Consider the following 24,632-nt stretch of genomic DNA (forward strand, 5'->3'; position numbering starts at 1 on the left):
CGGGCCGGCGCCTGTCACAAGATGCGCACCAACCATGAGGCTTGAACATGCACGATCTACAAGAACTGATTGATAACAACGCGCGTTGGGCCGATGCGATCAAGCAGGAAGATCCGGATTTCTTCGCCAAGCTGGCGCGTCAGCAGACCCCTGAGTTTCTCTGGATCGGTTGCTCGGACGCGCGGGTACCGGCCAACGAGATCGTCGGCATGCTGCCGGGCGATCTGTTCGTTCATCGCAATGTCGCCAACGTGGTGCTGCATACCGACCTCAACTGCCTGTCGGTGATCCAGTACGCGGTCGACGTGCTCAAGGTCAAGCATATCCTGGTCACTGGTCATTACGGTTGCGGCGGTGTGCGGGCCTCGATGCAGGATCGCCAACTGGGCCTGATCGACGGCTGGCTGCGTTCGATTCGTGACCTGTACTACGAGAACCGCGTGGAGCTGGCCAAGCTTGCGACCGAGGAAGAGCGGGTGGATCGCCTGTGCGAGCTGAACGTGATCCAGCAGGTGGCCAATGTCGGCCATACCACCATCGTCCAGAATGCCTGGCACCGTGGCCAGAGCCTGTCGGTGCATGGCTGCATCTATGGCATCAAGGACGGCCGCTGGAAGAGCCTGAATGCAACCATCAGCGGCCTCGACCAGTTGCCGCCGCAGTACCGGTTGCGTCCGCAGGATTGAGGCCATCGCGGGGCAAGCCCGCTCCTACAGAAGTGGGAGCGGGCTTGCCCCGCGACAGGCTTCACCTCAAGTCTTCTGCAAGTCCCGCAACGTCCGCGTCACCGCCCCGGTATTGCACTTGGCACTGGCCTGCTCCGGGGTCATGTTGCGAATGCTGCGAAAATACAGCTCGCAGGTCTGCTTCTTCGCCGTCACCTGCCACTTCTGCGTACAGGCGCCCAGCGTTGCCTTGGCATCCGCCGCCGGGTTACGGCCCATGCCGGCCTGCCAGCAGGCAGCGCTCAAATCCTGGCCCATCATCTTCAGGCCGGCCTGATCGGCTTTATCCTGGTCGCCGCCATAGTTGGTTTTATCCGCCGCATACCAGATCGCGCTCGGGTGGTTGGCACCCAGTACCGGTACCTTCTGCCCAGGCGTCGGGCTGATGCTGGCCAGGCCCAGTACATAGAGCCTGGGCCCATACTGCTGCTCGATCCAGCTGCGCACTGGCGAGCCGAAGGCAACCATCGGCAACGAGGCGCCGCTGCCGGTTCGGGTCATCTCCTTGACCATCTGCAACTGATAATCCTTGAAGTAGCCATATACGCCTTCAAGCTCCTTGCCGGCACTGGCCGGCGCCGCGATCGGGGCGATGTCGACGATGGTCTGGTAGGCCGGGGTCTGTTCGGCGGGGATGCCGTTGAAGGTCAGCAGTGTGGCCCAGCGGTCGGTGGTGTTGGAGCGCAGGTAGTCCTGGGCCTGGGTCAGCGAGTAGTCCGGCGGGAAGTGCAGCAGTTCGATGCTGCGGCGCTTTTCCAGGGCCATGCCCAGGGGCAGGAACAGGTTCCAGCTGTAGGCCCATTTGCCTTCGCGGTTGAGCTGGGTGGCGCCCTGGTAGGCCAGCTCGCCGGTGTCGAGCAGTGCTTGCAGGGGCTTGCTGTAGTCGCTCGGTACGCCCTGGATGTCGGCATGCAGTGTGTCGTTGTCGCGCTTGACCTTTACCGTTGCTGCGGCGTAACCGTCGCGTTGCACGCTCTGGGTCAGGTAGTGCTCCACGGTTTGCTCAAGGGTCCAGTCGCGAAAGCAGATGACGTTGCAGTTGTTGGGGTAGGCAAACAGCCGGGTCACGCGCTCCTGGCTGCCCAGGTCGATGCGGGCGTCGGCCTGGATGGCCGCGCTGAAGGCCAGCGTGGCCAGGGCAAAGGTCAGTGGAGCAGTCTTGTGCATGCTTAACTCCTTGTCAGTTCCTCCCCGCAGTCGGGAGGCTTGCCATACTGGAGGAATTTCCCGGGGGTTGGGAAGGGGAGCAGGCTGATGAAAACGTGGTGCAAGGCCGGTATCGGTGCAGGACTTTTACTGACAGCGCTTGCGGCAATGCAGGCGCAGGCTGAAGAGCGCGACCTGTACCTGTTTGCCCAGTGGGCGGGCGATCATCAGACCCGGCCCTTTCGTGAAATGCTGGTGGATGCGCGCCTGTATGGCGTGGTGCCAATTCATCAACTGTTGCGCTCGGCCAGTGACTGGCGCTTGTGCAAGGCCGAGCCGTTTGCGTTGGCGCCCGCGGCGCAGTGGCCGGCGGTGCGCTCGACCCTGCAGTTGCTCAAGACCCTGGGCGAGCAGGGCGTGCTCAAGCGTTATGAAGTGGTTTCGGCCTACCGCGACCCGGTGCTCAACCGCTGCGCCGGTGGAGCGGTAGCCAGTGCCCATACCCGTGCCTTCGCGGTCGACCTGCTGCTGCCGGCCTGGGCCGACCCGAACCCGCTGTGCAGCTTTTGGCAGGCCCACGGCAAGGACTGGAACATGGGCCTGGGGCGCTACCCGTCGGGGCGCATTCACATCGACACGGCGGGCTACCGCACCTGGGGTGGCGACTTCAGTGCCGGCTCCTCCTTCTGTGCGCCGGCCACGGCCAGCAGGGCTCAGCCAAGGTGAGCCAGGCAGGCCTGTGACTGGCCGATCACCCACTCGGCGAAGCAGCGGCTCTTATCGTCCTCGAGCAGCGCCCGGGGGCTGAGCAGGTAGTAGGCCGACTGGTCCTGGATAAAACCGCGCGGCGCCTGCAACTGGCCGCTGTCGATTTCATCCTGGACCATCAGGCGCGAGGCCATGGCCACACCCAGACCGGCTGCCGCCGCCTGGATGCACAGATAAAAGTGCTCGTAATCGGCGCGGCTGCTGCCCTTGGCCGACTCACCGCACTGGCGCAGCCAGGTGGCCCAGGCGTTGGGGCGCGAAGCGCTGTGTAGCAGGCGTTGGCCGGCCAGGCCGTGATCAGGCAGGGTGTGACTGGCACTGCACACCGGCCCGACCCATTCATCGCAGATTTTCAGCGCATGCAGGTTGGTGTCCCAGCGAAAGTCATCACGACGCAGGGCCAGGTCGACGCCGCTGCGGGCAAAGTCGATCGGCCCGCCGGCCGCCACCAGGTGCAGGTGAATATCCGGGTGAGCGGCATGAAAGGCCGGCAGCCGTGGGATCAGCCAGCGCATGGCGATGGTCGGCTCGCACGACAGCACCAGGACGTTCTCCCGCGCCTGTTGCTGCAGGCGGTACACCGCGCCTTCGAGTTGCTCGAACACCGACAGGGTGGTGCCATGCAGGGCGCGGCCGGCGGCGGTGAGAAAGATCGCCCGGTTGCGCCGCTCGAACAGTTGCACCCCCAGCGTCTCTTCCAGCAGGCGCACCTGCCGGCTCACCGCACCGTGGGTGACATTGAGCAGCTCGGCGGCGCGCACAAAGCTCTGGGTTTGCGCGGCAACGTCGAAATAGCGAAAGGCGGACAGTGCAGGCAGTTTCATATCTGTGAGAAAAACTAGCGGATTTGCCTCACTATAAATCGCTTTTGGCCTTACCCGAAGCTTTCGATAATGGCGCCGTGCAGAGCTATCTGTGCATTGGCCTAGCAGATCGAGGAACTTTACGTGAATGAACTCATAGCCGTTGCCCTGTTTACCGTGCTGGCGGTAATCAGCCCAGGCGCCGACTTTGCCATGGTTACCCGCAGCAGTTATGCCTTCGGCCGGCGTGCGGGCCTGGCGGCGGCAATGGGCATCGCCTTGGGCGTGCAGGTGCATGTGCTGTACACGGTGCTGGGCATCGCGGTGATCATCAGCCAGAGCCCGGCGCTGTTCCTGGCCATGAAGGTGCTGGGGGCGGGCTACCTGATTTATCTGGGCTACAAGTCGCTGACCAACACCACGCGGATTTCCCTGGACGGCGCCAGCGCCAGCCAGCTCGGTGTGCTGGCGGCGTTTCGCTCGGGCTTTCTGACCAACGCCCTGAACCCCAAGACCATGCTCTTCGTGGTCAGTGCCTACACCCAGGTGGTTCAGCCGGGCAGTTCGCTGGCGGTCAACTTCGGCTATGGCGCGTTCATGTCGTTCGCCCACTGGCTGTGGTTCAGCCTGGTGGCGGTGTTTTTCTCCAGCGCCGTGTTGCGCCGGGCCATGCTCGAACGCCAGCGTCTGGTTGACCGGGTGATCGGCGTGGCCTTGATCGGCCTGGGGCTGGCAGTGGTGTTCGCCAATGTGCGCTAAGCGGGCGGGGTAAAAATCGCAGGCAAGAAAAAAGGGCTTACCTTGCGGTAAGCCCTTTTTAGTACTTGGTGGCTACACAGGGACTTGAACCCCGGACCCCAGCATTATGAATGCTATGCTCTAACCAACTGAGCTATGTAGCCAAGTGGCGCGCATTATTCGCCTGAAACGGATTTGTGTCAACACTCTTTTTCAAAAAAATTAACGCGCGATCAACCGCTTAGCCGTAAACGGGCTCAGAAGTCATATTTGAACGTGGTCATCAGGTTACGCGGCGCTCCGTAGTTGCCGTACGACGATGCCATCGAGTAGTACTCGCGGTCGAAAACGTTGTTGAGGTTGACCGTGGCGCTGAGGTTTTCGCTGATGTTGTAGCGCGCCATCAGGTTGACCAGCGCATAGCTGCCCTGGTCGAAGCTGTGCAGGTCGGTACCAACCTTGCTTTGCCAGTTGACCCCGCCACCCACGGTGACTTTGTCGAGCATGCCCGGCAGGCGGTAGCTGGTGAAGGTCTTGAGGCTGTGGCGCGGATACACGGTGGCAATGCGCTCATCCTGGTTGTCGGTGGTCAGGGTGTAGGTGTAGCCCGCCGACGCCTGCCAGCCTTCGGCCAGCTCGCCATTGAGCTCCATCTCCAGGCCTTTGGAGGTGGTGTCCTGCTTGGCGTCGTAGACGTTGTCGTGCAGCCAGATCGCCAGGTTGTCCTGTTCGAGCTTGAACAGCGCCAGGCTGGAGTTCAGCTTGCCGTCGAAATGGCTGCCCTTGACGCCCATCTCGTAGCCAACGCCTTGCATCGGGTCGAGCGGCTTGTTGTTCTCGTCGGTGACCCAGGAGGCTTGCGGGTTGAAGATCTTGGTATAGCTGGCATACAGGGCCCAGGTTTCATCGAGGTCATAGACTACCCCGGCATAGGGGATGAATACGCCGGTTTCCTTACGGTTGACCTCGGTCTTTTCACCGCCGTACGGGCGATCTTCGGTGTCACGCTTCCAGTCAATGACCCGGCTGCCGAGAATCAGGTTGAGGTCGTCGGTCAGGTGCAGGCGTGAGGTGAGGTAGGCGGCGTACTGGGTTTCTTCCATCGACGATTTGCCGCTGATGCTCCAGTCCGGCTTGGGCTGCTTGCCGTCCCAGTCGAAGATGTTCTCCACCGACGCGCCCGGTGTTGCGTTGTAGTCATAGCGCCAGCCGCCCCAGCTCGGCACGTTTTCGTTGTACCTGGACAGGGTCACGCCGCCGATCAGTTCATGTTCACGGCCGAACAGGCTGAACGGGCCGGTCAGGTACAGGTCCAGGTTGTCCTGGCGTGGGGTGCCGGAAAACCGCACCGGCAACTGGCTCAGGCCGCTGCCGTCAGGCTGCAGCTCACCCATGAGAAAGCCGAACACTTCGTCGAACTTGTTCTCGGAGTGGCTGTACTCGATCTTGCCGCTCCAGCCGTTGCCCAGTTGCTGCTCTATCGAGGCGAAATAGCTGGTCTGCTCGTGGTCGTTGTACGACCAGTCCGGGGCCATGTTGATCGAGCGCTTGAGGTTGCTGCGCTCACCGGTGCTGAAGCGGGTCGGCAGGCCGGTGCGCAGCGGCGAGTCGACGTCGGTACGCTGGTAGCTGAAGCCCATGGTCAGCAGGGTGTCTTCGCTCAGGTCGAACTCGGTGATGCCATACAGCAGCTGGCTCTCCAGCTTGTAACGGTCGACCCAGGCGCCTTCGGTCTTGTAGTCGGCCACCAGGCGGCCGCGCACGTTGCCGCTTTCGGTCAGCGGCCCGGAGACGTCGAAACCGGTGCCATAGCGGTCCCAGGTGCCGGCCGAGCCGGTGACGCTGGCCTGGCCTTCGGCGGTCGGGCGCTTGCGGATCAAGTTGATGGTCGCCGACGGGTTGCCCATGCCGCTGATCAGGCCGCTGGCGCCGCGGACGATCTCGATGCGGTCGTACATCGCCATGCTCTGGGTGTAGTTGTCCATCCGTGTGACGGTCGGCACGCCGTCAATCTCGTAGTTCTGGATGACGAAGCCGCGCGAGTAGTAGCTGTCGGTTTCGGCGCCCAGGCCGTCGCGCACGACGATCACCCCGGGGGTCGCTTCGAGGGCATCGCTGAGATTGGTCAGGCGCTGGTCATCCAGGCGCTGGCGGGTCATCACCGTCAGCGATTGCGGGGTTTCTTGCGGGGTGAGGTTGAGCCGCGTCGAGCTGCTGGACGAGTAGGTGGTGTACAGCCCGGTGCCTTCGGTGGTGGAGCCCGGGGCCTTGCCGGAAATGCTCATGGCATCCAGTTGCAGGGCGCTGCCCAGCTCCATCGGCAAATCGATGACGAAGCTGCTGGCGTTGGGTTGGCTCAGGCGCGCGCTGCTGCCGGCAGTCAGGGCCTGCAGCGCCTGAGTCGGGTTCATGCGGCCCTTGACTCCAGGCGACGAGTGACCGGCCAACTGGTTAACGTCGTAGATCACCTGCAGCCCGCTCTGGGCGCTGAACTGGTCCAGGGCATCGGCCAAGGCTTGCGCGGGGATGTTGAAGTCCAGCGCCTGGGCCTGGGTCTGAGCAGACTCGGCGGCCTGCACCGGCAGGCTCAGGGTTACGCAAAACAGGCTGGCGGCAAGGATGGCGCGGGCCAGCGGCTGACGGCTGAATCGGAAATCGCGTGGGTACTGCATGTGTCCTCCCCCAGAGAATACAAACGATAATGCTTCTTATGTGGAGGTGTGACGCAGCAGCAAAGACAATTACCGAATGCCTGGGAAATATATTTTCACCGGCTTAGCGGACGATGATCCATTGCCCGGCCAGGTTGCTCACGTTGAGGTTCTGAGTGCGTGCCAGGGCATCGATGGCACTGGCGGCCTGGTCGAGGTTAAAGCTGCCACTGACCGGGCGCCGGCCGACCTGTTCATCGATGTACAGCAGGCGGCTGCCCTGGTATTCGGCGAGCTGTTCCAGCACCTGGCGCAGTGGCACCTCACGTACCCGCAACTGCCCCTCGCGCCAGGCCAGCAGGCGTTCGGCATCGACTTTCTCGACCTGGTCGAGGCGGCTACCGCTCAGGGTCACGCGTTCACCGGGGGCGAGCATGCGTTTGTCGCCGGCGCTGCTGACCTCGACCTTGCCCTTGAGCAGCACCACTTCATCGTGATCGCGGCCGCGGCTGACCGAGAAGCGCGTACCCAGCACCTGCACCTGGGCATCATCGATGTCGACGACAAAGGGCCTGCCATCGTGGGTCACTTCTATGAACATTTGCCCCTGCACCAGGCGCAGCGTGCGCACCGGCCCGCGCAGGTCGACATCGACGGCGCTGGCGCTGTCCAGAGTCAGCCGTGAGCCGTCGGCCAGCTGGATCTGCCGGCGTTCGCCGACGGCGGTGGCAACATCGCTGTTCAGGCGTTGCAGCAATGGCAATTGCAGCATCACCAGGCCACTGATCAGCAGTACGCTGGCCGCTACAGCCCAGCCACCCCAGGAGCGTGGGGCGGCACCGCGTTTGATCTTGTGCAGGCGACGCGCGGGCAGTTCCAGTTGTTGCCAGAACAGTTCGACCTCGGCAAAGGTGCGGGCATTCTCGGGGTCCAGGCGCCAGTTTTCGAAGGCCTGGCGTTCCTCCCGCGGAACATCGTGGGCACGCAGCCGGGTAAACCAGTCCAGGGCCTGCTGTTCCCGATCGCCAGGTTCGTTTGGGTGTGCGCTATTTGGCGATGGGTTCATGGCTGGTCAGTCTTGTTTCGGTTATGCAGGGCAGCCGCGGCGCAATGGCTCAGGGCTTTGTTCAAATGACGCTCGACCGCACGCGGGTCGAGCCCCAGGCGCGCGCCGATGTCCTTGTAGCTCAATTGTTCGACCCGGGCGAGCAAAAATACCTCGCGGGTCGGCGAGGGCAGGCCGTCGATCAGGCGTTCAAGATGGTCAAGGGTATTTCCGGCCACGGCACTGCGCTCGGGTGAGGTTTCGTTGAGCAGTTGCTCCAGCGCCTGCTCATCATTGACCCCACGTACCTGACTGCGCCGAGCATGGTCGATGCTCAGGTTGTTGGCGATGCGGTACAGAAAGGCCCGCAGGTTGCCAACCTCGCCACGTTCGCTGTGCATCAGCCGCACAAAGGCGTCCTGCAGCAGGTCGCGGGCGGTCTCCCGGCAGCGCACGCGGCGGGTCAGGAAGGCCAGCAGTTCACTGCGGTGATGCTGATAGAGCAGCGACAGGCTGCGGTTGTCCTGGTCGTCGGACATGGCGTATGCGGGCCTCGGATAGGCAGGCAGTGGAGTCTGGGAAAACGCTGGGGATGCTAACGTTATTGAGAATTATTAACAAGTACATCAAAAGCACGTTGGTCGAAAAGAATAGTGCGCTTGCTAACGATTTCTGGATAATTGGATCCCGCCCCCCGGATGGAAGCTTTTGTCATGGCTGTGAGCACTGCCTCGTCAACGTCACCCGCCAGCACCGCGACCGCCCAGAGCAGCCCGCTGGTGATGCGTATCATCGCCGCCTGTGCCCTGGCGCACCTGATCAACGACCTGATCCAGGCGGTGCTGCCGTCGATCTATCCGCTGCTCAAGGCCAACTATGGCCTGACCTTTACCCAGATCGGGATGATCACCCTGACCTTCCAGATCACCGCGTCGCTGTTGCAGCCCTGGGTCGGTTTCTACACCGACCGCAAGCCGATGCCGAACCTGTTGCCGCTGGGCACCCTGTGCACCCTGGTGGGGATTGTCATGCTTGCCTATGTCGGCAGTTTCCCGATGATTCTGCTGGCGGCGGCTCTGGTGGGCATCGGCTCCTCGACCTTCCACCCGGAGACCTCGCGTATTGCCCGACTGGCCTCGGGCGGGCGTTTTGGCCTGGCACAATCGACTTTCCAGGTCGGTGGCAACGCCGGTTCCGCCTTCGGCCCGCTGCTGGCGGCGGCGATCATCATCCCCTTCGGCCAGGGCAATGTGGCCTGGTTCGGCCTGTTCGCGGTCTGCGCAGTACTGGTCACCTACGGCCTGAGCCGGTGGTACAAGGAACACCTGAACTTGTTCAAGGCCAAGCAGGGCCAGCGCGCCACCCATGGCCTTTCCCGCCAGCGGGTGATCGGTGCCCTGGTGGTGCTGGGGCTGCTGGTGTTCTCCAAGTACTTCTACATGTCCAGCCTCACCAGCTATTTCACCTTCTACCTGATCGAGAAATTCGACCTCTCGGTGGCCAGCTCGCAGTTGTACCTGTTCCTGTTCCTCGGCGCAGTCGCGGCCGGGACCTTCTTTGGCGGACCGATCGGTGACCGCATCGGGCGCAAGGCGGTGATCTGGTTCTCGATCCTCGGCGTTGCGCCGTTCACCCTGATGCTGCCTTACGCCGACCTGTTCTGGACCAGCGTGCTCAGCGTGATCATCGGCTTCATCCTCGCCTCGGCGTTCTCGGCCATCGTCGTCTACGCCCAGGAGCTGGTGCCGGGTAACGTCGGCATGATCGCCGGGATTTTCTTCGGCCTGATGTTCGGTTTTGGCGGCATTGGCGCGGCGGCGCTGGGTTATCTAGCCGACCTCAAGGGCATTGAGTACGTCTACAGCCTGTGCTCGTACCTGCCGCTGTTCGGCCTGCTGGCGATTCTCCTGCCGTCCACCCGCAAGCACTGACGCGCTTCAGCGATGCCGGTGGGCACAGCTCATCGGCTGCCCGGCCAGCTCGCCGATCAGCGCCGCCAGGCGTTCGGCTTCGGCGCGGTTGAGGCGGTCGCTGCGCAGCACTTGCTCGCCAACACCGAAGCTGAAGTCCCAGTCCAGGTCCATCAGGTAGTAGGCGTTGCCATCGACAGGGTTGCGCCATCGGCTGTGCGGCGCTTCGATAGCGTCGCCCATGAACTGCATGAAGGTTTCCTCGTCCACCTGCGCTTGCTGGTACTGGCTGGGCAGGGTGAAGTTCTCGCCAGTGCAGACGAACGGCTGTCCGCGCTCGAATTCGAACAGGCGCACGACCTGCGCAGGGTCGGGCTCGATCCCGAGGCGCCGGCACAGCGTGGCACTCGGCCGGTACAGCGGGCTGCGCCAGAGGCTGTGATCGCTGTCGCCGGTTTCATCCAGGGCATCGGGCGCCGCCGGCTGCAGCAGGCCCAGCGCCAGCAGCTGTCGCTCCAGGGCTTGCCAGTCCGCGGGCGGCAGGTGGCGATAGCGGGGGAAAACGAACTGATGATGCTCGGACATGCGTTGCTCCTCTTCCATGGTGGCGCGAGAGTAGCACGGTGAGATTGACGTCTAGCCCGGGCTTCACCTAGAGTGCCGACCTTCCTTTTTACCTGTAGTAGACCCATGAAGCGCTTTTCCCGTCCACGCGCCATCCAGCCGGCTGTCATCCAGGCCGTTGTGTGCGACTGGCCGTGCGACACAGTGCTCAAGCGGCGGCGCAGCGTCTTGTTCGCCTTTACCTTCTCACCTCACCGCCCCACCTCCTGACCTGGCAGCTGCATGCCCGGCGTTTTGCCGTGGCTGGCGCGCCTGTATGCAAATCTTTTTACGGTCATGTAAGCGCCTGCGCAGGTGCGATGTCGTGCTTTGCGCCGGTGAGTTCGGAGTGGTGATGAATACGCGTTTGTTGCTGGGCTTGTTGTTTGCGGTTTCGGTGGTCGGTTTCAGCCTCGGGGCGAGTTTGCCGCTGGTGTCGCTGCGTTTGCTCGACGCCGGTGCCAGCACTTTGCAGATCGGCATTGTCTCGGCGATTCCGGCGGCGGGGATGATGCTCTCGGCGTTCATGGTCGATGCCTGTTGCCGGCACCTGACCCGGCGCACCATCTACCTGCTGTGCTTTAGCCTGTGCACCCTGAGCATCGGCCTGCTCGAATGGGGCTTTTCCTCGATCTACCTGCTCGGCCTGTTACGTCTGGGCCTGGGGATTGGCATGGGCATCGCGATCATCCTTGGCGAGTCGTGGGTCAACGAACTGAGCCCGGAGCACAACCGCGGCAAGATCATGGCCCTGTACGCCACCGCTTTCACCGGTTTCCAGATGCTCGGCCCGGCAATGCTGGCGCTGCTCGGGGCGCAGAGCACCTGGGTGACCACGGTGGTGACCGGCTGCTACGGCCTGGCCCTGCTGTGCATCGTGCTGACGGTGCCCAATGACCACGTCGAGCATGGCGAGGAGGGCGGCAAGAGCTTTTCCCTGGCGGGCTTTTTCCGCGTGGCGCCAGCCTTGTGCATGGGCGTGCTGTTCTTCTCGTTTTTCGATGCAGTGATTCTCTCGTTGTTACCGGTATATGCCACCAACCATACCTACGCGGTGGGCGTCGCAGCGTTGATGGTGACGGTGATCCTTACCGGCGACATGCTTTTCCAGCTGCCGATCGGTTGGCTGGCCGACCGCTGCGAGCGCACCACCGTGCACCTGGTATGCGGTGTGGTGGCGATGCTGATCGGCCTGGCGCTGCCGTGGCTGATTGGTATGCAGTGGCTGCTGTGGCCGGCCCTGGTGGTGCTCGGCGCGGTGGCGGGCGGGGTCTATACCCTGGCGCTGGTGCTGATCGGCCAGCAGTTCAAGGGCCAGGACCTGGTCACCGCCAACGCCAGCGTCGGCTTGCTCTGGGGCGTCGGCAGCCTGCTTGGGCCGCTGCTCAGCGGCGCGGCCATGGACGTCGCCCCCCATGGCCTGCCCATGGCACTGACGGCCATGGCGGCGCTGTTCGTGGTGTTCGCCCGCAGCGCCCGGCGCCGGGCCTTCCGCGCCCAGCGCGTAGATCAGGGGGCAGCCTAGGGCGATGGCCGCTTCAAAAGCGCTCAGGCACCATGCGCGAGGTGTAGCGGGTGCTCTTGTAGCGGCCGATCTTGCCGCGCTTGGGTAGCTCGATCTTCTGTTTGTGGGTGATGTCCTTGTACGGTACCTGCTTGAGGAAGTGGCTGATGATGTTCAGGCGCACCCGCCGCTTGTCCTCGGAAACAGCCACATACCACGGGGCCCACGAAGTATCGGAGGCGGCAAACATGTCATCGCGGGCGCGAGTGTAGTCGTCCCAGCGAGTGAAGGACTTGAGGTCCATCGGTGTCAGCTTCCAGATCTTGCGGCCATCGGTGATGCGCTCCTTCAGACGCCGCTCTTGCTCCTGGGGGCTGACCTCAAGCCAATACTTGATGAGGATGATCCCGGACTCCACCAGCATTTTTTCGAAGGACGGTACTACCGAGAGGAATTTTTTCGATTGTTCTTCGGTACAAAAGCCCATCACCCGCTCGACGCCGGCGCGGTTGTACCAACTGCGGTCGAAGATCACCACTTCGCCGGCCGAGGGCATGTGCTGTATGTAGCGCTGGGCATACATCTGGCTTTTTTCCCGCTCGGTTGGCGCTGGCAGCGCCACCACACGAAACACCCGCGGGCTGACACGCTCGGTGATGGCCTTGATGGTGCCGCCTTTGCCTGCGCCGTCGCGACCTTCGAAGACGATGCAGACCTTCAAGCCCTTGGCCACCACCCATTGCTGCAGCTTGACCAGCTCGATGTGCAGGGCTTTGAGCGCTTGCTCGTATTCTTTGCGGGGGAGGCGTTCGCTGCTGCCTTGCTTTTCTTTTTTCTTAGCCATGCGCCGGTACCTGATCTGTGGGCAAGAGCCGTGTGAATGCGGCTTTGAGTATAGATCCGGCTATTGGTCAGTGTTTGCGCGTAGCGCAGGCAAAGAAAAACCCCTTGAGGCATGACCTCAAGGGGTTTCGGGCTGCTGGCAGCGGGTCAGACGTTGAAGCGGAAGTGCATCACGTCACCGTCCTTGACGATGTAGTCCTTGCCTTCCAGACGCCATTTGCCGGCCTCTTTCGCGCCGCCTTCACCCTTGTACTGGATGAAGTCGTCATAGGCGACCACTTCGGCACGGATGAAGCCTTTCTCGAAGTCGGTGTGGATCACGCCGGCCGCTTGCGGGGCGGTAGCGCCAACGCGGACGGTCCAGGCGCGGACTTCCTGCACGCCGGCAGTGAAGTAGGTCTGCAGGTTGAGCAGCGAGTAACCGGCGCGGATCACGCGGTTCAGGCCCGGCTCTTCGAGGCCCAGGGCTTCGAGGAACATGTCCTTCTCTTCACCGTCGTCGAGCTCGGCGATTTCAGCTTCGATCTTGTTGCACACCGGCACCACGATCGCGCCTTCTTCTTCGGCGATTGCACGGACCACGTCCAGGTGCGGGTTGTTGTCGAAACCGTCTTCGGCAACGTTGGCGATGTACATGACCGGTTTGCTGGTCAGCAGGTGGAAGCCGCGGATCAGGGCTTTCTCGTCGTCTGCCATGTTCTTCATCAGGCTGCGCGCAGGCTTGCCTTCGGTGAAGTGCGGGATCAGTTTTTCGAGGATGGCTTTCTGTGCCAGGGCGTCCTTGTCACCGCCCTTGGCGTTGCGCGCAACCTTCTGCAGTTGCTTCTCGCAGCTGTCGAGGTCGGCGAAGATCAGTTCCAGATCGATGATCTCGATGTCGCGCTTGGGGTCGACGCTGTTGGAGACGTGAATCACGTTCTCGTCTTCGAAGCAGCGCACCACGTGGGCGATGGCGTCGGTCTCGCGGATGTTGGCGAGGAACTTGTTGCCCAGGCCTTCACCTTTCGAGGCACCGGCAACCAGGCCGGCGATGTCGACGAATTCCATGGTGGTCGGCAGCACACGGTTCGGCTTGACGATGGCTGCCAGGGCATCCAGGCGTGCATCGGGCATTGGCACGATGCCGCTGTTCGGCTCGATGGTGCAGAACGGGAAGTTCTCAGCGGCGATGCCGGATTTGGTCAGGGCGTTGAACAGGGTGGACTTGCCGACGTTGGGCAGGCCGACGATGCCGCAATTGAAACCCATGGTGAATCCCTCTTCGTGGAGTCAGGCCTTTTGGCTGTGCAGCTCTCTCATCGCACGCGTCCAGTCGCCGGCGAGGATGTCCGGCAGCACGCCGAGGGCAAAATCGATACTGGCGTCCAGCTTCTCCTGCTCGGCGCGTGGCGCCTTGCCGAGGACGAAGCCGGAGACCCTGCTGCTGTCACCCGGGTGGCCGATGCCAAGCCGCAGACGGTGAAAGTCATTCTGGTTGCCGAGCTGGGCGATGATGTCGCGCAGCCCGTTGTGCCCACCATGGCCGCCGCCCTTCTTGAGCTTGGCGACGCCGGGAGGCAGGTCGAGTTCGTCGTGGGCCACCAGGATGGCATCTGGCGGAATGCGGAAAAAATTCGCCAATGCAGCAACGGCCTGGCCGCTGCGGTTCATGTAGGTGGTCGGAATCAGCAGACGAACGTCGTTGCCCTGATGGCTGAATTTAGCCGTCAGGCCGAAATACTTGCGGTCAGCGGTCAGGTTGACGCGCTGGGCGCTGGCAATGCGTTCTACGAAAAGAGCCCCTGCGTTATGCCGGGTCTGTTCGTATTCGGGGCCTGGGTTTCCCAGGCCGACGATCAGTTGGATGGCGGTCACGTCAGGGGCTCTTCCTTGGAGTTGTGGGTTACAGCGCTGGGCACTGTAACCCGGTCAACGCCGGCGTGCTGAGTAGATTACTCGGCAGCGCCTTCTGCAGCTTCAGGCGCAACACGCGGAGCGTGAACGTTGGCAACAGCCAGGTCGTTACCGTGAGCCAGAGCGACGAACTCAACGCCTTTCGGAGCTTTGAGGTCCGACAGGTGAATGATCGCGCCGACTTCGGCGTTGGCCAGGTCGACTTCGATGAACTCAGGCAGGTCTTTGGCTTCGCAGGAAACTTCGATCTCGTTGACTACGTGGGAGATCTCGCCGCCTTTCTTGACCGGAGCTTCTTCGTTGATGAAGTGCACTGGTACTTTGGCGGTCAGTTTCTGGCCAGCAACAACGCGGACGAAGTCAGCGTGCATGATGAACTGCTTGGCAGGGTGACGCTGCATCGCTTTGACAACGACGTTTTGCTTCTTGCCGTCGACGTTCAGTTCGATAACGTGGCTGAAGGCAGCTTCGTTTTCGAACAGCTTGGTGATTTCCTTGGTCAGGATGGTCACGGATTCAGCAGCTTGACCACCACCGTAGACAACGGCAGGGATGTTGGCGGAGTGACGCAGGCGGCGGCTCGCACCTTTCCCCAGGTCAGTACGCGCTTGGGCGTTCAGAATGAAATCAGTCATTTTGTATCTCCAAAATAGCCATTCCCGAGTGGCGTTTGCGACCAGCGCCAAAGCGGGATGGGCAAAAAAGCCCCGCCCCAACAACCAGTGTTGGGGCGGGGCGCTTTACGTCAACGTGAGTTCGCGAGGGTAAAACCCTCAGCGGAACATCGCGCTGATCGATTCTTCATTGCTGATGCGGCGAACCGCCTCGGCAACAACCGGTGCGATATCCAGTTGACGGATACGGTCACAGGCTTGTGCTGCAGCGGACAGCGGGATGGTGTTGGTCACCACCAGTGCGTCCAGCACGGAGTTCTCGATATTCTCGATCGCCCGACCCGAGAGGACAGGGTGCGTGCAGTAGGCGTAAACCTTGGCAGCGCCGTGTTCTTTCAGGGCCTTGGCCGCGTGGCACAGGGTGCCGGCGGTGTCGACCATGTCGTCGACGAGAATACAGGTACGTCCTTCGACGTCGCCGATGATATGCATCACTTCGGAGTGATTGGCCTTTTCACGGCGTTTGTCGATGATACCCAGATCAACGCCCAGGGACTTGGCAACAGCACGTGCACGCACGACGCCGCCGATGTCCGGGGACACGATCATGAGGTTCTCGAAACGCTGGTCTTCGATGTCATCCACCAGAACGGGGGAGCCGTAGATGTTATCTACCGGAATATCGAAGAAACCCTGGATTTGGTCAGCGTGCAGGTCGACGGTGAGAACACGGTCGATACCAACGACGGTGAGCATGTCAGCGACGACTTTGGCGCTGATAGCTACACGCGCCGAACGCGGACGGCGATCCTGGCGGGCATATCCGAAGTAAGGAATCACGGCAGTGATTCGGGAAGCTGAGGAGCGGCGGAAGGCATCGGCCATCACTACCAGTTCCATCAGGTTATCGTTGGTTGGCGCGCAAGTCGGCTGAATGATGAAAACGTCCTTACCACGAACATTTTCATTAATCTCAGTGCTGATTTCGCCGTCGGAGAATTTGCCGACAGAAACATCACCCAGTGGGATATGCAGCTGACGTACGACACGCCGAGCCAGATCGGGGTTAGCGTTCCCCGTAAAGACCATCATCTTGGACACGCGCAGTACCTGAAGGCTGAGGGTATACCTGGATGAGTATAAGGAAAATGGCAGGGGCGGCTGGATTCGAACCAACGCATGGCAGGATCAAAACCTGCTGCCTTACCGCTTGGCGACGCCCCTGTATCTGTTGCTGCGAGCACCTGGTGCTCGATTCCTAGAGCAGACTCTGCAGCTTGCGATGCAACATCGAAACGTTGCTTCCCTTAGCTACAAACCCTGTTTGGGTCTCTGCAAGAAGGGCCAAAACTTTATCAGCTTCAGCTTTGTTTGGGAAGGCCCCAAACACACAACTTCCAGTTCCGGTAAGCCGAGCGTCGGTGAATTCGTTTAACAAATTCAACGATTTGCGTACCTCTGGGTAACGCTGCTCTACCACCGGTTGGCAGTCATTTCGACTGTTTCCCTTGGGAACGGGGCGCATCTTAAGGGGCAAGGAATCACGTGTCAACTGCGGATCGGAAAAAATTTCTGCTGTGCTAACAAATACTTGCGGGACCAGCACAACATACCAGGGCTCCTCGGGCTCGACCGGGGTCAGCTTCTCGCCCACGCCCTCGGCGAACGCCGCATGGCCGCGGACGAAAACCGGCACGTCGGCGCCCAGGGTAAGGCCCAGTTCGGCCAGTTGGTCTTCGTTCAAGCCCAGTTGCCATAAAAGGTTGAGGCCGAGCAGGGTGGTGGCGGCGTCGGAGCTGCCACCGCCAATGCCGCCGCCCATGGGCAGGATTTTTTTCAGCCAGATATCCACGCCCTTGTCGCAGCCGGTCAGGGCCTTGAGCTTACGCGCGGCCTTGACGATCAGGTTGCTTTCATGGGGAACGTTGTCGATCTCGCTGTGCAGGCGCACTTCACCGTCATCGCGCAGGGCGAAAGACAGCTCGTCGGCATGGTCGAGAAACTGGAACAGGGTTTCCAGCTCATGGTAGCCATCGGCGCGGCGGCCAAGAATGTGCAGCATCAGGTTGAGCTTGGCCGGTGCCGGCAGGGTCAGGGTTGCAGTGTTCATAAATCAGTGGCCCAGTTGCCGAGGTTGCCAGTCCTTGACCACCAGGGTCACGTCGAGGTTTTGCCCGTGCAGCTTTATACGCTCGGGCAGCCAGTAGCCGTTCTGTTCGGCGTAACTCAGGTACTGCACGTCCCAGCCGTCCTGCTTGAGGCTGGCCAGGCGGCTGTCGCCGTCGAGGGTCAGCTGGCTCTTGCTGTCGGGGGCGGGCAGGCCGCGAATCCACCAGACCAGGTGTGACACCGGTAGCTCCCAGCCCAGTTGCTCTTCGAGCAGTGCTTCCGGGCTTTGCGCTTCAAAGCGGCCTTGGTTGGCGACTTCCAGGGTGACGCCGCCGGGGCGTCCGGTCAGGCGGGCGGCGCCGCGGCCGAGCGGGCCGGACAGGCGGATGTCGTAGTAATCCTGGCGTTGCAGCCAGAACAGCGTGCCGCTGCCGGAGTCTTTCGGCGCGCGGATGCCGACCTTGCCGTTGATCTGCCAGCCATCGAGGGTGCTCAGCTGTTGCTTGTGCTCGCGCCACAGCTGGGGGTTCCCTTCGCCCCGCAGGGCCTCACGGGAGCCGAAGCCGGCACAACCGGCAAGCAGGGCGATCAGGCAGAAAGTGATGCAGTGGCGCAAAAACATAGGCTTATAGAGTCTCCGATCCGGTCAGGCGCAGGACGGTCTTGCGCAGGATAGGGCTGTCGGGCTGGGCTTCGAAGCCTTTGGCCCAGACCTGGCGGGCTTCGCGGCGCTTGCCGTTGGCCCAGAGGACTTCACCCAGGTGGGCAGCGACTTCGTGATCGGGGAAACGCTCGATGGCCTGGCGCAGCAGGCGCTCGGCTTCGTCGAGGTTGCCCATGCGGTAGTTGACCCAGCCGAGGCTGTCGAGCACCGCCGGATCGTCCGGGGTGATCTGGTGCGCCTTGTCGATCAGCGACTTGGCTTCGGCGTAGCGGCTGGTGCGGTCGGCCAGGGTATAACCCAGGGCGTTGAGGGCCATGGCGTTTTCCGGCTCGCGGCTGATGATGCTGCGCAGGTCTTTTTCCATCTGCGCCAGGTCGTTGCGTTTTTCCGCCAGCATGGCCCGGGTGTACAACAGGTTGAGGTCGTCCGGGTACTGCTTGATCGCCTGCTTCAGCACCTGCTCGGCCTGGGCGTCCTTGTCGTTGTTGCCCAGGGCTTCGGCTTCGATCAGGTACAACTGGATAGCGTAATCGGGCTGGGCATCACGGGCCGCGGCCAGGCGCCGCGATGCCTCGGCGCTGCGACCATTGGCAATGAGGATGTCAGCCTGGCGCAGTTGCGCCGGCAGGTAGTCGTTGCCGGGGCCGACCAGGGCGTATTCGTTCAGGGCGCTTTCGGGGTCGTTGCGCTCTTCATGGATGCGGCCCAGGTTCAGGTGCGCGGCATCGACATGGCTGTCGCGGGCGATCAGCTCTTCGAGGTAGCCGGCGCCTTCGTCCCAGTCCTTGGTTTCAAGGCTGACCAGGGCTAGCGAATAACGCAGTTCGTCGTCGTCCGGGTATTGCTGGACGAGGCTGACGAACTCGGCCTTGGCATCGGCCAGGCGATCCTGTTCGACCAGCATGCGCGCATAGGTCAGGCGCAGGCGCTTGTCGTCCGGGTACTGGCGAATGGTTTTTTGCAGCAGCGGCAGGGCCTCTTTGCCGCGGTCCAGGCCCTGCAGCAGGCGGGCGCGCAGCAGCACCGGGGCAATCTCGCCCGACTCCGGCGGATGCGCTTCGAGCAGGTCGAGGGCGGCCTGGGCCTTGCCGTCCTGTTGCAGCAGCAAGGCCTTGCCGAACACCAACTGACCGTTGTCAGGGTATTTCACCAGCAGGCGGTCAAAGCTGTTTTGCAGGCCGGCGCGGGTGTCCGGGTCGGTTTCCAGCGCCGACAGGGCGAGGAAGTCGAAGTGCGTGTCGCCCTGGCCCTGGAGAACTTTCTCCATGAACACCATCGACTCGTCATAGCGACCGCCACGGGCCAACTGAATGGCAGCGGCGCGCTGGGCGTCGAGGTTGTTCGGGTCGTTTTTCGCCCAGATCAGCGCGGTGTCGAGCGCGGCCTGGTCAGCGCCGAGGTACTCGGCGATGCGGTAGGCGCGTTCGGAGATACCCGGATCCTGGGTCTTGATTGCCTGGCTGACATAGTTGTCCAGGGCGATGTCGAAGCGATCGCGCTGGCCGGCGAGTTCGGCAGTCAGCAGGCTGTACACGGTGTCCTGGCTGAACGACCCGTAGACGGTGGGCTTGGCCGGTTGTACCGGGGCGGCATCTGCAGGCGCCTTGGCATCCGGTGAATCCGGGGCCAGGGTCTGGCAGCCCTGGAGCAAGGCAAGGGCAAGGAGCAACGCGTAGGATCTATTCATAATCGGGATTTGGGCGGCTTACCAGCGGTCGGATCATCATGACACAAGCGCCGGGGCAAACCCATAAGCGAAGGTCTCGGTAGGGGTAGACTATAGAGACAATAGCGAGCGGTGGTTGTTCTGCGCTCTGCGAAGTAGGACAATTATCGGCTTCTCGTCACAATCAGCGACCTTGCATGGCCTTTCTTGCCCTCGGTATCAACCATAAGACTGCCTCGGTAGACGTACGCGAGCGCGTGGCGTTTACCCCTGAGCAGCTGGTGGACGCCTTGCAGCAGCTCTGCCGACTGACCGCCAGCCGCGAAGCCGCGATCCTTTCGACCTGCAACCGCAGCGAGCTTTATATAGAGCAGGACCACCTGGCCGCAGAGAGCATCCTGCGCTGGCTGGCCGAATACCATCAGCTGAGCCTGGATGAACTGCGCGCCAGCGCCTACATCCATGAAGATCACGATGCCGTGCGGCACATGATGCGTGTGGCCTCCGGGCTCGACTCGCTGGTGCTGGGCGAGCCGCAGATCCTCGGCCAGATGAAGTCGGCCTACGCCGTGGCCCGCGAAGCCGGGACCATCGGCCCGCTGCTCGGGCGCCTGTTCCAGGCGACCTTCAGCGCCGCCAAGCAGGTGCGTACCGACACGGCCATCGGCGAAAACCCGGTGTCGGTGGCCTTTGCCGCCGTGAGCCTGGCCAAGCAGATCTTCAGCGACCTGGGCCGTAGCCAGGCGCTGCTGATCGGTGCCGGTGAAACCATCACCCTGGTGGCCCGTCACCTGCACGAGCAGGGCGTACGGCGCATCGTCGTCGCCAACCGCACTTTGGAGCGCGCCAGCACCCTGGCCGAACAGTTCGGGGCCCACGCGGTGCTGCTGGCCGACATCCCCCAGGAACTGGTCAACAGCGATATCGTCATCAGTTCCACCGCCAGCCAGTTGCCGATCCTCGGCAAGGGCGCGGTGGAAAGTGCCCTGAAGCAGCGCCGGCACAAGCCGATCTTCATGGTCGACATCGCCGTGCCGCGGGATATTGAACCGCAGGTTGGCGAACTCGATGACGTCTATCTGTACACCGTCGATGACCTGCACGAAGTGGTCGCCGAGAACCTCAAGAGTCGCCAGGGTGCTGCCCAGGCTGCCGAAGAGCTGGTCTCGGTGGGTGCTGAAGATTTCATGCTGCGCCTGCGCGAGCTGGCTGCGGTGGATGTACTCAAGGCATACCGTCAGCAGAGCGAACGCCTGCGTGACGAAGAGCTGCAAAAGGCCCAGCGCCTGCTGGCCAATGGTGCCAGTGCCGACGAGGTGCTGGTGCAGCTGGCCCGTGGCCTGACCAACAAATTGCTGCATGCGCCCAGCGTGCAACTGAAAAAGCTCTCTGCCGAAGGCCGCCTCGATGCGCTGGCCATGGCCCAGGAACTCTTTGCCCTCTCCGAGGGTTCGACGGATAAAACCCCGCAATGAAAGCGTCGCTGCTGAATAAACTGGACACACTCCAGGACCGTTTCGAGGAACTGACCGCCCTGCTGGGCGATGCCGAGGTCATTTGCGACCAGACTCGCTTTCGCGCCTATTCCCGTGAATACGCTGAAGTCGAGCCGGTAGCCGTTACCTACGCCCAGTGGCGCAAGGTCCAGGATGACCTGGCCGGCGCCCAGGCGCTGCTCAAGGACAGCGACCCGGACCTGCGCGAAATGGCCGTGGAAGAAGTGCGCGAAGCCAAGGAGCAACTGGCCCTGCTGGAAAACCAGCTGCAGCGCATGTTGCTGCCCAAGGACCCCAACGACGGGCGCAACGTGTTTCTGGAAATCCGCGCCGGTACCGGCGGTGACGAGGCGGCGATCTTCTCCGGCGACCTGTTCCGCATGTACTCGCGCTACGCCGAAAAACGCGGCTGGCGCCTGGAGATCCTCTCGGAGAACGAAGGCGAGCATGGCGGCTACAAGGAGATCATTGCCCGGGTCGAAGGCGACAGTGTCTACGGCAAGCTGAAGTTCGAGTCCGGTGCGCACCGCGTCCAGCGTGTGCCCGAGACCGAATCCCAGGGCCGTATCCACACCTCGGCCTGCACCGTGGCGGTGCTGCCGGAGCCGGACGAGCAGGTGGCGATCGAGATCAACCCGGCGGACTTGCGTGTCGACACCTACCGCGCCTCCGGTGCCGGTGGTCAGCACATCAACAAGACTGACTCGGCGATCCGCATCACCCACTTGCCCACCGGCATTGTCGTCGAGTGCCAGGAAGAACGTTCCCAGCACAAGAACCGCGCCCGGGCGATGTCCTGGCTGTCGGCCAAGCTCAACGACATCCAGACCAGCGCGGCGCAGAATGCCATGGCCAGTGAGCGCAAGCTGCTGGTCGGTTCGGGTGACCGTTCCGAGCGAATTCGTACCTACAACTATCCTCAGGGGCGGGTGACCGATCACCGCATCAACCTGACCCTGTATTCCCTGGATGACGTTCTGGCCGGTGGGGTCGACGCGGTAATCGAGCCGTTGCTGGCCGAGTACCAGGCGGATCAACTGGCAGCACTGGGTGAGTAAATGACGATTATTGCCAGCTTGCTCCGCGGTGCGGAGCTGCCGGATTCGCCGACCGCGCGTCTGGATATCGAACTGCTGTTGGCGGCGGCCATCGGCAAGTCGCGCAGCTACCTGCACACCTGGCCGGAGCGGATTGTCAGCAGCGAAGCGGCGCTGACCTTTGCCGACTACCTGCAGCGCCGCCGCGCCGGTGAGCCGGTGGCCTACATTCTGGGTCAGCAGGGGTTCTGGAACCTCGACCTGGAAGTGGCCCCGCATACCTTGATCCCGCGCCCGGAAACCGAACTGCTGGTGGAAACCGCCCTGCAGTTGTTGCCGGGTAGCGCCGCCAGGCTGCTTGACCTGGGCACCGGCACCGGGGCGATTGCCCTGGCCCTGGCCAGTGAGCGTCCACAGTGGCAGGTCACCGCTGTCGATCGCGTACTCGAAGCCGTGGCCCTGGCCGAGCGCAACCGCCAGCGCCTGCAACTGAACAACGTCAACGTACGCAGCAGCCACTGGTTCGATGCCCTGGCCGGCGAGCGCTATGACCTGATCATCAGCAACCCGCCGTACATTGCCGCCGCCGACCCGCACCTGGTGGCCGGCGACGTGCGCTTTGAGCCCAGCAGCGCGCTGGTCTCCGGCGAAGACGGCCTGGACGACCTGCGCTGCATCGTCAGCCAGGCGCCGGCGCACCTGCTGCCGGCTGGCTGGCTGCTGCTCGAACACGGTTACGACCAGGCCGCCGCGGTGCGCGAACTGCTGGCCAAACATGATTTCGAACAGATCGAAAGCCGCCTCGATCTTAACGGACACGAGCGCATCACCCTGGGACGGCTGTCGTGCTGAGCGACCAGGAGCTTTTGCGCTACAGCCGGCAGATCCTCCTGGCACAGGTGGATATCGACGGTCAGCTACGGCTGAAAAACAGCAAGGCGCTGATCGTCGGCCTTGGCGGCCTCGGTTCGCCAGTGGCGCTGTACCTGGCGGCCGCCGGGGTTGGCGAACTGCACCTGGCCGACTTCGATACCGTGGATGTCACCAACCTGCAGCGCCAGGTCTTGCACGACAGCGCATCGGTAGGCTTGAGCAAGGTCGATTCGGCGCTTGCCCGCCTGACGGCGATCAACCCGCAAATCACCCTCAAAGCACATCGCAGCGCGCTGGATGAGGACTCATTGGCCGAAGCGGTAAAGGCCGTGGACCTGGTGCTCGATTGCTCCGACAACTTTGCCACCCGCGAAGCCGTCAATGCCGCCTGCGTTGCCCACGGCAAGCCATTGGTCAGTGGCGCGGCGATTCGCCTGGAAGGGCAGTTGTCGGTGTTCGACCCGCGCAACCCGCAAAGCCCCTGCTACCACTGCCTGTACGGGCATGGCAGCGAAGCCGAACTGACCTGTAGCGAAGCCGGTGTGCTTGGCCCGCTGGTGGGCCTGGTCGGCAGCCTGCAAGCGCTCGAGGCGCTCAAGCTGCTGGCCGGTTTCGGCGAGCCGTTGGTAGGCCGCTTGCTGTTGATTGATGCCCTCGGCAGCCGCTTCCGGGAGCTGCGGGTCAAGCGCGACCCTGGCTGTAGCGTGTGTGGCGAGCATCATGGCTGACGCTGCGACGGCGCCGGTCGGCGTTTTTGATTCCGGAGTCGGCGGCCTGTCGGTGCTGGCCGAGATCCAGCGCCTGCTGCCCAACGAGTCGCTGCTGTATGTGGGTGACTGCGGCTACATTCCCTATGGCGAGAAGTCGCCGGAGTTCATCCGCCAGCGCTGTCGCATGGTCGCTGAGTTCTTCCGCGAGCAGGGGGCCAAGGCCATGGTCCTGGCCTGCAATACCGCCACCGTGGCGGCAGTGGCAGATTTACGCGAACAGTACCCACATTGGCCGATCGTGGGCATGGAGCCTGCGGTAAAACCTGCCGCCGCCGCGACCCGCAGCGGTGTGGTCGGCGTTCTGGCCACCACTGGCACCCTGCAAAGCGCCAAGTTCGTCGCCTTGCTCGATCGCTTTGCCAACGACATTCGCGTCGTCACCCAGCCTTGCCCGGGCCTGGTGGAATGCATCGAAGCGGGCGATCTGAGCAGCCCGGTGGTGCGCGAAATGCTGCAAGGGTATGTAAAGCCCTTGCTCGACGCGGGTTGCGACACCCTGATCCTCGGCTGTACCCATTACCCCTTCCTCAAGCCCTTGCTGGCGCAAATGATCCCCGCTTCGGTGGCGATCATCGACACCGGCGCCGCGGTTGCCCGGCAATTGCAGCGGCTGCTGGGCGAGCGTGAGTTACTGGCTGCAGGGCCGGCTGGCGATGCGCAATTCTGGACCAGTGCCAGCCCCGAACATTTGCGAAACATCCTTCCAATGTTGTGGAATAAATCTGACAGTGTGCGAAGCTTCCCAATGTAAAAAAAGTGTGAAAAGCACTCAAC

At 62.6% G+C, this 24,632-nt stretch carries 24 protein-coding genes and 2 tRNA genes; 10 read left to right on the top strand and 16 right to left on the bottom strand.

Annotated features, from left to right (window positions below; genetic code table 11):
* Positions 1 to 47: 47 nt before the first annotated feature.
* A complete protein-coding gene (gene can, locus ABIE20_RS02440) occupies positions 48 to 686 on the top strand; it encodes a carbonate dehydratase (protein ID WP_038614773.1) in 639 nt (212 codons plus the stop codon).
* Between the two features lie 66 nt (positions 687 to 752).
* Here the strand turns inward: can and ABIE20_RS02445 are convergent, their stop codons facing one another.
* Positions 753 to 1,892 carry a hypothetical protein gene (locus tag ABIE20_RS02445; protein WP_429502508.1) on the bottom strand — a complete coding sequence of 380 codons (1,140 nt, stop codon included), beginning with the start codon at positions 1,890 to 1,892 and terminating at the stop codon, positions 753 to 755.
* 147 nt (positions 1,893 to 2,039) lie between these two features.
* Here ABIE20_RS02445 and ABIE20_RS02450 point away from each other — a divergent pair, with 147 nt between their 5' ends.
* A complete protein-coding gene (locus ABIE20_RS02450) occupies positions 2,040 to 2,597 on the top strand; it encodes a D-Ala-D-Ala carboxypeptidase family metallohydrolase (RefSeq protein WP_429503005.1) in 558 nt (185 codons plus the stop codon).
* Here the strand turns inward: ABIE20_RS02450 and ABIE20_RS02455 are convergent.
* Complete coding sequence (locus tag ABIE20_RS02455; protein ID WP_429502510.1) at positions 2,585 to 3,463, bottom strand: LysR substrate-binding domain-containing protein; 879 nt, start codon at positions 3,461 to 3,463, stop codon at positions 2,585 to 2,587. The genes ABIE20_RS02450 and ABIE20_RS02455 overlap by 13 nt on opposite strands.
* 123 nt (positions 3,464 to 3,586) lie before the next feature.
* On the opposite strand from ABIE20_RS02455, the gene ABIE20_RS02460 reads away from it, so the two are divergent.
* Positions 3,587 to 4,201, top strand: coding sequence for a LysE family translocator (locus tag ABIE20_RS02460; protein ID WP_429502512.1), 615 nt, complete (start codon positions 3,587 to 3,589; stop codon positions 4,199 to 4,201).
* Between the two features lie 66 nt (positions 4,202 to 4,267).
* On the opposite strand, the gene ABIE20_RS02465 is transcribed toward ABIE20_RS02460, so the two are convergent.
* From ABIE20_RS02465 to ABIE20_RS02480, 4 genes are all read right to left on the bottom strand, one after another.
* A tRNA-Met gene (locus ABIE20_RS02465) sits at positions 4,268 to 4,344 on the bottom strand.
* 93 nt (positions 4,345 to 4,437) lie between these two features.
* Positions 4,438 to 6,852: a TonB-dependent siderophore receptor gene (locus ABIE20_RS02470; protein ID WP_429502514.1), complete on the bottom strand. Its 2,415-nt coding sequence runs from the start codon at positions 6,850 to 6,852 to the stop codon at positions 4,438 to 4,440.
* 103 nt (positions 6,853 to 6,955) lie between these two features.
* The gene (locus ABIE20_RS02475) at positions 6,956 to 7,897 is read right to left on the bottom strand and encodes a FecR family protein (protein ID WP_429502516.1); all 942 of its coding nucleotides are present in this window, start codon (positions 7,895 to 7,897) and stop codon (positions 6,956 to 6,958) included.
* Entirely contained in the window at positions 7,894 to 8,415 is a 522-nt protein-coding gene (locus ABIE20_RS02480) for an RNA polymerase sigma factor (protein WP_429502518.1), read from the bottom strand. Before ABIE20_RS02480 ends, ABIE20_RS02475 begins: the two co-directional genes overlap by 4 nt.
* 174 nt (positions 8,416 to 8,589) lie before the next feature.
* On the opposite strand from ABIE20_RS02480, the gene ABIE20_RS02485 reads away from it, so the two are divergent.
* The gene (locus ABIE20_RS02485; protein WP_429502520.1) at positions 8,590 to 9,807 is read left to right on the top strand and encodes an MFS transporter; all 1,218 of its coding nucleotides are present in this window, start codon (positions 8,590 to 8,592) and stop codon (positions 9,805 to 9,807) included.
* A gap of 6 nt (positions 9,808 to 9,813) precedes the next feature.
* On the opposite strand, the gene ABIE20_RS02490 is transcribed toward ABIE20_RS02485, so the two are convergent.
* Positions 9,814 to 10,371: a hypothetical protein gene (locus ABIE20_RS02490; RefSeq protein WP_429502522.1), complete on the bottom strand. Its 558-nt coding sequence runs from the start codon at positions 10,369 to 10,371 to the stop codon at positions 9,814 to 9,816.
* A gap of 373 nt (positions 10,372 to 10,744) precedes the next feature.
* On the opposite strand from ABIE20_RS02490, the gene ABIE20_RS02495 reads away from it, so the two are divergent.
* On the top strand, positions 10,745 to 11,914 hold the full coding sequence (locus ABIE20_RS02495) for an MFS transporter (RefSeq protein WP_429502524.1): 1,170 nt from the start codon (positions 10,745 to 10,747) through the stop codon (positions 11,912 to 11,914).
* A 13-nt stretch (positions 11,915 to 11,927) separates the two neighbouring features.
* Here ABIE20_RS02495 and ppk2 read toward each other — a convergent pair whose 3' ends face one another.
* The 9 genes from ppk2 to ABIE20_RS02540 all read right to left on the bottom strand — a co-directional run bounded on the left by ppk2 (position 11,928) and on the right by ABIE20_RS02540 (position 19,703).
* Positions 11,928 to 12,737, bottom strand: a complete 810-nt coding sequence (gene ppk2 / locus ABIE20_RS02500) for a polyphosphate kinase 2 (RefSeq protein WP_429502525.1) — start codon at positions 12,735 to 12,737, stop codon at positions 11,928 to 11,930.
* A gap of 146 nt (positions 12,738 to 12,883) precedes the next feature.
* A complete protein-coding gene (gene ychF / locus ABIE20_RS02505; protein WP_429502527.1) occupies positions 12,884 to 13,984 on the bottom strand; it encodes a redox-regulated ATPase YchF in 1,101 nt (366 codons plus the stop codon).
* A gap of 21 nt (positions 13,985 to 14,005) precedes the next feature.
* Positions 14,006 to 14,590: an aminoacyl-tRNA hydrolase gene (pth, locus tag ABIE20_RS02510; RefSeq protein ID WP_038997179.1), complete on the bottom strand. Its 585-nt coding sequence runs from the start codon at positions 14,588 to 14,590 to the stop codon at positions 14,006 to 14,008.
* Between the two features lie 77 nt (positions 14,591 to 14,667).
* Positions 14,668 to 15,264, bottom strand: a complete 597-nt coding sequence (locus tag ABIE20_RS02515) for a 50S ribosomal protein L25/general stress protein Ctc (protein ID WP_429502530.1) — start codon at positions 15,262 to 15,264, stop codon at positions 14,668 to 14,670.
* 138 nt (positions 15,265 to 15,402) lie between these two features.
* On the bottom strand, positions 15,403 to 16,344 hold the full coding sequence (locus ABIE20_RS02520) for a ribose-phosphate pyrophosphokinase (RefSeq protein WP_010225730.1): 942 nt from the start codon (positions 16,342 to 16,344) through the stop codon (positions 15,403 to 15,405).
* Between the two features lie 48 nt (positions 16,345 to 16,392).
* Positions 16,393 to 16,467, bottom strand: a tRNA-Gln gene (locus ABIE20_RS02525).
* A 34-nt stretch (positions 16,468 to 16,501) separates the two neighbouring features.
* Complete coding sequence (gene ispE, locus ABIE20_RS02530; protein ID WP_429502532.1) at positions 16,502 to 17,353, bottom strand: 4-(cytidine 5'-diphospho)-2-C-methyl-D-erythritol kinase; 852 nt, start codon at positions 17,351 to 17,353, stop codon at positions 16,502 to 16,504.
* A 3-nt stretch (positions 17,354 to 17,356) separates the two neighbouring features.
* Complete coding sequence (lolB, locus tag ABIE20_RS02535) at positions 17,357 to 17,974, bottom strand: lipoprotein insertase outer membrane protein LolB (protein ID WP_429502534.1); 618 nt, start codon at positions 17,972 to 17,974, stop codon at positions 17,357 to 17,359.
* Positions 17,975 to 17,978: 4 nt separating this feature from the next.
* Positions 17,979 to 19,703: a tetratricopeptide repeat protein gene (locus tag ABIE20_RS02540; RefSeq protein WP_429502536.1), complete on the bottom strand. Its 1,725-nt coding sequence runs from the start codon at positions 19,701 to 19,703 to the stop codon at positions 17,979 to 17,981.
* A 176-nt stretch (positions 19,704 to 19,879) separates the two neighbouring features.
* Here ABIE20_RS02540 and hemA point away from each other — a divergent pair, with 176 nt between their 5' ends.
* From hemA to murI, 5 genes are read left to right on the top strand one after another with little or no spacing between them, the layout of a single operon-like run.
* A complete protein-coding gene (gene hemA, locus ABIE20_RS02545; protein WP_045195978.1) occupies positions 19,880 to 21,157 on the top strand; it encodes a glutamyl-tRNA reductase in 1,278 nt (425 codons plus the stop codon).
* Positions 21,154 to 22,236 carry a peptide chain release factor 1 gene (gene prfA / locus ABIE20_RS02550; RefSeq protein WP_429502538.1) on the top strand — a complete coding sequence of 361 codons (1,083 nt, stop codon included), beginning with the start codon at positions 21,154 to 21,156 and terminating at the stop codon, positions 22,234 to 22,236. The genes hemA and prfA overlap by 4 nt, the downstream gene beginning before the upstream one ends.
* Positions 22,237 to 23,067 (top strand): peptide chain release factor N(5)-glutamine methyltransferase, encoded by an 831-nt coding sequence (gene prmC / locus ABIE20_RS02555; protein WP_429502540.1) that lies wholly within the window; start codon positions 22,237 to 22,239, stop codon positions 23,065 to 23,067.
* Positions 23,061 to 23,816, top strand: coding sequence for a molybdopterin-synthase adenylyltransferase MoeB (locus ABIE20_RS02560; protein ID WP_123564473.1), 756 nt, complete (start codon positions 23,061 to 23,063; stop codon positions 23,814 to 23,816). Before prmC ends, ABIE20_RS02560 begins: the two co-directional genes overlap by 7 nt.
* Entirely contained in the window at positions 23,809 to 24,609 is an 801-nt protein-coding gene (gene murI / locus ABIE20_RS02565; RefSeq protein WP_429502542.1) for a glutamate racemase, read from the top strand. The genes ABIE20_RS02560 and murI overlap by 8 nt, the downstream gene beginning before the upstream one ends.
* Positions 24,610 to 24,632 lie beyond the last annotated feature (23 nt).

It is taken from the genome of Pseudomonas sp. 2835 (assembly GCF_050435905.1).
Lineage (GTDB): Bacteria > Pseudomonadota > Gammaproteobacteria > Pseudomonadales > Pseudomonadaceae > Aquipseudomonas.

Bases quoted from the DNA above. Each gene is read 5' to 3' on its own strand.
- can (WP_038614773.1), top strand. From the start codon at position 48: ATGCACGATCTACAAGAACTGATTGATAACAACGCGCGTTGGGCCGAT.
- ABIE20_RS02445 (WP_429502508.1), bottom strand. From the start codon at position 1,892: ATGCACAAGACTGCTCCACTGACCTTTGCCCTGGCCACGCTGGCCTTC.
- ABIE20_RS02450 (WP_429503005.1), top strand. From the start codon at position 2,040: ATGCAGGCGCAGGCTGAAGAGCGCGACCTGTACCTGTTTGCCCAGTGG.
- ABIE20_RS02455 (WP_429502510.1), bottom strand. From the start codon at position 3,463: ATGAAACTGCCTGCACTGTCCGCCTTTCGCTATTTCGACGTTGCCGCG.
- ABIE20_RS02470 (WP_429502514.1), bottom strand. From the start codon at position 6,852: ATGCAGTACCCACGCGATTTCCGATTCAGCCGTCAGCCGCTGGCCCGC.
- ABIE20_RS02475 (WP_429502516.1), bottom strand. From the start codon at position 7,897: ATGAACCCATCGCCAAATAGCGCACACCCAAACGAACCTGGCGATCGG.
- ABIE20_RS02480 (WP_429502518.1), bottom strand. From the start codon at position 8,415: ATGTCCGACGACCAGGACAACCGCAGCCTGTCGCTGCTCTATCAGCAT.
- ABIE20_RS02485 (WP_429502520.1), top strand. From the start codon at position 8,590: ATGGCTGTGAGCACTGCCTCGTCAACGTCACCCGCCAGCACCGCGACC.
- ABIE20_RS02490 (WP_429502522.1), bottom strand. From the start codon at position 10,371: ATGTCCGAGCATCATCAGTTCGTTTTCCCCCGCTATCGCCACCTGCCG.
- ABIE20_RS02495 (WP_429502524.1), top strand. From the start codon at position 10,745: ATGAATACGCGTTTGTTGCTGGGCTTGTTGTTTGCGGTTTCGGTGGTC.
- ppk2 (WP_429502525.1), bottom strand. From the start codon at position 12,737: ATGGCTAAGAAAAAAGAAAAGCAAGGCAGCAGCGAACGCCTCCCCCGC.
- ychF (WP_429502527.1), bottom strand. From the start codon at position 13,984: ATGGGTTTCAATTGCGGCATCGTCGGCCTGCCCAACGTCGGCAAGTCC.
- ABIE20_RS02515 (WP_429502530.1), bottom strand. From the start codon at position 15,264: ATGACTGATTTCATTCTGAACGCCCAAGCGCGTACTGACCTGGGGAAA.
- ispE (WP_429502532.1), bottom strand. From the start codon at position 17,353: ATGAACACTGCAACCCTGACCCTGCCGGCACCGGCCAAGCTCAACCTG.
- lolB (WP_429502534.1), bottom strand. From the start codon at position 17,974: ATGTTTTTGCGCCACTGCATCACTTTCTGCCTGATCGCCCTGCTTGCC.
- ABIE20_RS02540 (WP_429502536.1), bottom strand. From the start codon at position 19,703: ATGAATAGATCCTACGCGTTGCTCCTTGCCCTTGCCTTGCTCCAGGGC.
- hemA (WP_045195978.1), top strand. From the start codon at position 19,880: ATGGCCTTTCTTGCCCTCGGTATCAACCATAAGACTGCCTCGGTAGAC.
- prfA (WP_429502538.1), top strand. From the start codon at position 21,154: ATGAAAGCGTCGCTGCTGAATAAACTGGACACACTCCAGGACCGTTTC.
- prmC (WP_429502540.1), top strand. From the start codon at position 22,237: ATGACGATTATTGCCAGCTTGCTCCGCGGTGCGGAGCTGCCGGATTCG.
- murI (WP_429502542.1), top strand. From the start codon at position 23,809: ATGGCTGACGCTGCGACGGCGCCGGTCGGCGTTTTTGATTCCGGAGTC.